Here is a 6,154-nt window from a genome sequence, read left to right as displayed (position 1 = left end):
CGTGGATGACACAGAGCGCCTTCTTCCTGCCGCGCTCGTTGAGCTCCTCGCCGACGGCCTCACCGGCGACGGACTCCTCCTGGCCGATGTGGCTGCGGTCACCGCCGCGCTGCGCGACCAGGGCTCGGCGGCGGAACTGGCCGGGACCCTGGTGGCGCTGCAGTCCGCGGGCAGCGTAGCCGGCGGGCTGCTGTACGGCGCCCGCAGTCCCAAGGGGAGCACCTTCCGGCGGTACGTCCGGCTGCTGGTCGTACTGGCTGTCGCGCTGGCCGTCCTGCCGGTGGTTCATCTGGCGCACCGGGCCGGCCTGCCCGCTTCATGGACGCTGGTTTCGCTGGGCGCTCTGCTGGTGCTCACCGGCCTGCCGATCGCCCCCGCCGGGGCCGAGGAATTCCAGCTCATCGGAGAGATGACGGCCCAGCAGAAGATGACCCAGGCATTCGCCGGGGTCGGCAGCTTCATCGCGGTCGGTGCGGCGGCCGGCTCGGCGGTGGCCGGTCTGGTCGCCGACAGCCTCGGCCCGGCCGCCGCACTGTCCCTGCCGGCCGCGTTCACCGCTCTGGCGCTCCTGGTGTCCCTGTCGGCCCGGGGACCGATCACGGCGGCCCTCGCCCCGGCAAAGCAGAACGCACCGCACACACCGCATCCCACCCCCGACATCGGAGAGTCGCACCCATGAGCACTTCACCCGGCGTACTGGCCGTCGTCGAGAGCCAGTTGTCGAATTTCGGCCTGACCCCCCTGCGGGCGGCCCACGAGCTCGGCTTCCACACCGTGCTGATGAGCAACGACCCCGACCGCTACCGGGTCGTCAGCCTCGCCGAGGAGGTCTATGCCAAGCACATCGACGAGATCATCCGGACGGACACCAACTCCGCCGACGCGGTGGCCGCCGCGCTGGAACCCTTCCACGCGGCGGGCCGGCTCAGCGGTGTGATGACCGTGACCGACTACAACATCCCCGTCGTCGCGGAGGTCGCCGCCCGCTTCGGTCTGCCGGGGCTGTCCCCCGGGGCCGCGCGGAACTGCCGCGACAAGCTGCTGATGCGGCAGGCCTGTCAGGAGGCCGGAGTCGCGGTTCCCGGCTTCCACCAGGCAACGAGCGAGGACGAGGCACTCGCCGCGGCGGACCGCTTCGGCTACCCCTGTGTGGTCAAGCCGATGACCGAGTCCGCGAGCATCGGCGTCACCCTGTGCCGTACCCCCGGCGAAGTCCTTGCGGCCTACCGGGACATCAGCTCCTCCTCCACTGACTTCCGGGGCCAGCCCCGCCGCCCCGGCGCGCTCGTCGAGGAATACCTGCTGGGCTTCGAAGTGAGCGTCGAGTCGGTACTGGTGGACGGTGAGCGGCGGTTTCTGGGCGTCACGGACAAGGCGCTCGGCCCCCACCCGTACTTCGTGGAGATGGGCGACACATTCCCGTCGATGCTGTCGGCACCGGTCCGCGACGAGTGCACCGAGCTGGCCCGGCGGGCCCTGGAAGCGGTGGGGCACGACTTCGGCGCCGCCCACGTCGAGGTGAAGATGACCGCGGACGGGCCCCGGATCGTCGAGGTCAACGGCCGGATGCCGGGCGCGGAGATCACCCAGTTGATCCGCGAGGCGACCGGGGTGTACCTGCAGCGCGAGGTGGTCAAGCTGCACGCGGGCCGGCCGGCCGACCTCACGCCCACCCGGGACCGCGCTGCCGCCTCCCGCTATCTGGCGGCCCGGCAGTCCGGCACCCTGTCCGGCATCGACGGAGCCGACCTGGCCCGCCGGGTTCCCGGCGTCGTCGAGGTGGACCTGGAGGCCCACCCGGGTGATCCGGTCCGGTCGGCCGAGAGCAACCTGGATCTGTTGGGGTACGTCGTCGCCGCCGGCGACACCACCGGTGACGCGGTGCGCCGGGCCGAAGCGGCCCTGGGCCAGCTCACCCCGCGGATCGAAACCGCCGCCGACACGGAGCAGCGGTGAGCGCGACGCACGGGGCCGGCGGACCGGTGGCGCTGGAGGTGACCGCGCACCGGGACCTCTCTCACCTCGGCCACCTCGGTACGGAGCGCTGGGACGCGCTGTTCGGAGAGCGCGGCTTCTACTCCGCGAGCCCGTGGCTCAGGCACGCGCAGGCGACCGCCGCCACTGCGCCGTACTACTTCACGGCTGCCGACGGAGCCGACTGGGTCTGTGCCCTGCCGGCCTACCCGCTGGAGCAGGACACGCCCTACGTCTTCTGCAGCCCCGGCAGGGTGGTCGACACCCTGCACCGGCAGGCCACCGGGGGTGACGCCCCTTGGTCGGCGGGACTGATGCCGGCCCTGGCCTGCGGCGGCCGCAACCCGTCCCACACCAAGGCGGGCGTGACTCCCGCGCTCGGCCCGCGGCGGCAGCGCGAAGCGCTGGAGGCGGTTGTCGAGGCGGCGGAACGACAGGCGTGGGCAACGGGGATGGAATCGGTGTCGTTCCTCTACGTCGACGAGGACGACGAGCTGCTGCGCGGCGTTCTGGAGGAAGCGCGGTACGTGTCGGTGCCCGGGCAGACCGCGTACTCGCTGGCCGTTCCGGAGGACGGCTCCTTCGACAGTTATCTGGCACGGTTCGAACAGCCGCGCCGCGTGAAGATCAAGCGGGAGCTTCGGGCCCTGACCGAGGCCGGGGTCTCCTACCGCACCCGGCCGCTGACCGAGAAGCTGATCGAACAGGTCGCCCCGCTGGAGATGGCCCTCTACGCCAAGCACGGCACCACGGCGAACCCGGCAGCCTTCCGGGCCGTGTTCGACAGCATCGCGGCGAACGCCGGAGACGCGGCCCGGGTGACCACCGCCCACCTCGACGGGGTACTGATCGGTTTCGTCCTCACGTTCACGCACGGCGGCGAGATGTATGCCCGCCAGGCGGGCTTCGACTACGAGCGCAAAGGGAAGCTCCCGGTCTACTTCGGGCTGGTCTACTACGAACTCCTGCGCATCGCGCTCGCCGAGGGGATCTCCCACCTGCACTACTCCACGGGCTCTGACCGCGTGAAACTCTCCCGCGGCTGCGCCCCCCGGCGCCAGTACGCCTACCTCAAAGCCCGCCGCCCCGAACAGGCGGAGCATCTCGCGCGCCTGGCCAGCCTGGTCCGGCTCGGCGGCCCCGGCCAGAGCTGAAACCCGAGGCCGTCGCCCAGGCGGTCCGGCCTCGGAGCCGGACCGCCCCAAAGTCCGGCGAGGCCCCCCACAGCCAGGCCCTGCGTGCCCTCGCCGTCGCCTTCTTCGACCCCCACCAGGCCGTCTCGCACGACCATGACGCGCTGACCGCCACGATCTCCCGCCTGCGCCGACCCGTCGGCGCGGTCGGCTCACCTCCGCTCGCGGGAGAGCACTGAACACGTGGCGGGCAGCGCCAAGGCCGCGCGCGTGCGCCGATGGAGACGCCGAACACCGCAGCCGCTATTCGTCGTCGGCACAGGTCCAGGTCATGGGCACCGCGCCGTCCTGCGTCAAGAGGGACGTCACCACGCACCAGAAGTACGGGAAGGTCACCCATACGTGCAGCGAGGCGATGCACCGGAAGGCGGTCATCGACCGGGCCCCGGCTCCCGCTGTCTGACGTATCAGCCGGGACAGCAATGGGAGGGGAACCGGGGCCGCGGCTCATACGGCAAGGTCGTCACCTGCTGACCCGGGTCCCGCGCCCGGGTGCGCCGACTTGGGGCCCGCACCACCGGCATGGACAGACCCGCTCGGCGAAGGCCGGGTTCTCGGTCTCGGGGTCACCGACGACGGCGACACCCTGCGGATCGCAGCCCCGAGCGGCGTGCACCGGGAAATCAGCGTGCTCGACCCGCAACGGGCCGCGTGACGGGTGTGCAAGCGGACCGGGGGCGGGCTCGGGACGGAAGAGTGGGATACCCGTCTCCCCGAGATCCCCTGCCGGGAGACCTGCTGAGCTGTGCCAGAGCACCATGGGTCTCACCGACGACGTGCTGGAACCTGGGTGTTCAGCTCGTGCGAAGCAGGCTGATGGTCAGCGACGAGGCAGATCACCTGGCACACAGTGCGAGTGCGCGACCTTGTTGTCGTCTTCCCGCGCCACAGCGGTCACCCGAAAAGCGGGAACCGATCAGCGTCGGGGCCAAGCAGGTGTTTCTCCGCGGCGGTCAGCCGCAACCGGCCGGTGGCGGCCAGTGCGTAGTGTTCATCGCTCCAGGGCACGGGCACCGGACGGCTGAGCATGCCGTCGAGGGTGCCCCGTACACACGCCAGCCCGGCGGCACCCGGCCGAGGCGCAGCTGCCGGAAGCTGAGCAACAAGGTCAAGGTGATGAATCGTGGCCTCAACGCAGAGGGTCGCCATCAGATCGCCGGCGGTGAGTACATGCCCCTGCGTCTTGACGAACTGCTGGGGATTGCTGCGCTCAGCCGCAGTGATGACTGCTGCTGCGGTTGCCAGATGCAGCTTTCGCAACTGCTCGAACTCCAGGAACATGCTGGCGGCCACCCGGGCATACCGCTGCTCGTTCGCCGCCTCTGCCGTGCCTGACTGCCAGTTTGCCCAGTAGGTGACGGCATTGCGGTCCGCAGGTCCATCAGCGGGTGTATGCAGAGCCACCAGCCCTCTCTGTGCATCGCCCACGCAGTGGAAGACGAGATCCCGCACGGTCCACCCCGCGCATCCACTTGGTAGCCAGGACTCCTCCTCACTGAGTGAGGTCACCACGCCCGCAAAGGCCTCGTATGCGTCCTTCAGGGCACTGAGCGCCTCATGCTCCGTCTCTCCTGCCTGCATGTTCTCCCTTCCCTGTACCTGGTCGAATCACGAGGGCTTCCGGCGGTCCGGTAACAGCTCACCGTTGAGCATAGATGGCTCTGTTTTGCCTGACCTCGCTCGGCTGATTCGGCCCCGCAGGCGGTGGACCGAGGCCGCGCCGACATCGCCGCCTTCACCGCGGCCCAGGTCGGCGACACCACCTACGTCGGCCGCGCGCCCGCCCTCAGCAACTGGCCCCCGCACGAGAGAGAACCCCCGTGACCATCGCGATCATCGGCGCCACCGGCAAGCTCGGCGCCCTCACCATCGAAGCCCTCCTCGACCGCGACGCCCCCGCCGGCGACATCCTCGCGCTCGGCCGCAACGCCGACCGCCTCGCCGAACTCACCGTGCGCAGCCTGCGCACGGCCACCCTCGACCTGGACGACGTCGACGCCACCGCCAAGACGCTGACCGGTGTCGACAAGCTGCTCCTGGTCTCCTTCGGACCGGGCGACCGTGTGCCCCAGCACGTCCACGCCATCGACGCCGCCCGCCAGGCCGGTGTACCGCACCTCGTCTACACCTCGGGCCTCCAGGCGCCGACGACGATCCTGGAGCTGGCCGCCGACCACAAGGCCACCGAGGAACTCATCACCGCCTCCGGCATCCCGGCGACCTTCCTGCGCAACGGCTGGTACACCGAGAACCACCTCCAGGACTTCGCCACCGCCCGCGAGCGCGGCGTCATCGCCAACAGCATCGGCACCGGCCGCATCGCCCCCACCCCGCGCAAGGACTTCGCCAAGGCCGCCGCCGTCGTCCTGTCCACGCCCGGCCACGAGGGCAAGGCGTACGAACTCTCCGGTGACGTGGCCTGGTCCTTCGAGGAGTTCGCCGCCACCGCCGCCGAGGTCCTGGGCACCGAGGTGCGCTACCAGCCGCTCACCTCCGAGCAGGAGCGCGAGCAGCTCCTCGCCTTCGGCCTCGACGAGGCCACCGCCGGCTTCCTGGTCACGCTCAACACCAGCATGCGCGACGGCGCCATGCCCCCACCCCCGGTGACCTGTCCCGGCTCATCGGCCGCCCGGCCGAGCCGCTGGCCACCACCCTCAAGACCTGGGTCCGACCGACCCGCCTGCAGCACTGGCCGAGGAGGAAGAACCGCCTTGGCTTGTTCTTCTTCCGGTCTCGAACAGTGCCTCATACTGAGTGGCTCACCGGGGAGTTCGCCGCACGTGGGGGCGGCCTTCGTCTGATCCTGTGCTCCGGCCAAGGTGCACACGACGAAGACCGTGAGGGTGAGTCTGCTGCCTGATGTTGCGTGGAGGGGAAGCGTTCGCGGAGGCGTCACGCTTCCCTACGTTGTTCTGCGGGACGTGGTGAGCCCTTCGTATGGTTGACCCGCCCAGGGGTGTCGGGTGTGGCTTTCACGCTTCTGCCGC

At 70.4% G+C, this 6,154-nt stretch carries 6 protein-coding genes and 1 pseudogene; 5 read left to right on the top strand and 2 right to left on the bottom strand.

Going from position 1 to position 6,154, the window contains the following annotated elements; genetic code table 11:
• Positions 1–103 (bottom strand): annotated as a pseudogene (locus ACWD0Y_RS35845) (sugar ABC transporter substrate-binding protein); the annotation flags it as partial.
• Between the two features lie 177 nt (positions 104–280).
• On the opposite strand from ACWD0Y_RS35845, the gene ACWD0Y_RS35840 reads away from it, so the two are divergent.
• The 4 genes from ACWD0Y_RS35840 (at position 281) to ACWD0Y_RS35825 (ending at position 3,570) form a co-directional block, all read left to right on the top strand.
• Positions 281–679, top strand: a complete 399-nt coding sequence (locus ACWD0Y_RS35840; protein WP_450264444.1) for a hypothetical protein — start codon at positions 281–283, stop codon at positions 677–679.
• Positions 676–1,956, top strand: coding sequence for an ATP-grasp domain-containing protein (locus tag ACWD0Y_RS35835; RefSeq protein ID WP_450264443.1), 1,281 nt, complete (start codon positions 676–678; stop codon positions 1,954–1,956). The genes ACWD0Y_RS35840 and ACWD0Y_RS35835 overlap by 4 nt, the downstream gene beginning before the upstream one ends.
• Positions 1,953–3,128, top strand: coding sequence for a GNAT family N-acetyltransferase (locus ACWD0Y_RS35830; RefSeq protein ID WP_450264442.1), 1,176 nt, complete (start codon positions 1,953–1,955; stop codon positions 3,126–3,128). Before ACWD0Y_RS35835 ends, ACWD0Y_RS35830 begins: the two co-directional genes overlap by 4 nt.
• A gap of 310 nt (positions 3,129–3,438) precedes the next feature.
• The gene (locus ACWD0Y_RS35825; RefSeq protein WP_450264441.1) at positions 3,439–3,570 is read left to right on the top strand and encodes a hypothetical protein; all 132 of its coding nucleotides are present in this window, start codon (positions 3,439–3,441) and stop codon (positions 3,568–3,570) included.
• A 491-nt stretch (positions 3,571–4,061) separates the two neighbouring features.
• Here the strand turns inward: ACWD0Y_RS35825 and ACWD0Y_RS35820 are convergent, their stop codons facing one another.
• On the bottom strand, positions 4,062–4,748 hold the full coding sequence (locus tag ACWD0Y_RS35820) for a maleylpyruvate isomerase N-terminal domain-containing protein (RefSeq protein WP_450264440.1): 687 nt from the start codon (positions 4,746–4,748) through the stop codon (positions 4,062–4,064).
• A gap of 239 nt (positions 4,749–4,987) precedes the next feature.
• Between ACWD0Y_RS35820 and ACWD0Y_RS35815 the strand changes: the two genes are divergently transcribed.
• The gene (locus tag ACWD0Y_RS35815; protein ID WP_450264439.1) at positions 4,988–5,968 is read left to right on the top strand and encodes an NAD(P)H-binding protein; all 981 of its coding nucleotides are present in this window, start codon (positions 4,988–4,990) and stop codon (positions 5,966–5,968) included.
• Positions 5,969–6,154 lie beyond the last annotated feature (186 nt).

This window comes from Streptomyces altiplanensis, from assembly GCF_053591575.1.
The sequence above is the reverse complement of the archived record's forward strand: the minus strand, read 5'-3'. Positions and strand labels throughout refer to the sequence as shown.

What these genes read in the sequence shown, in the direction of transcription:
- ACWD0Y_RS35835 (WP_450264443.1), top strand. Translation starts at nt 676, where the DNA reads ATGAGCACTTCACCCGGCGTACTGGCCGTCGTCGAGAGCCAGTTGTCG.
- ACWD0Y_RS35825 (WP_450264441.1), top strand. Translation starts at nt 3,439, where the DNA reads ATGGGCACCGCGCCGTCCTGCGTCAAGAGGGACGTCACCACGCACCAG.
- ACWD0Y_RS35820 (WP_450264440.1), bottom strand. Translation starts at nt 4,748, where the DNA reads ATGCAGGCAGGAGAGACGGAGCATGAGGCGCTCAGTGCCCTGAAGGAC.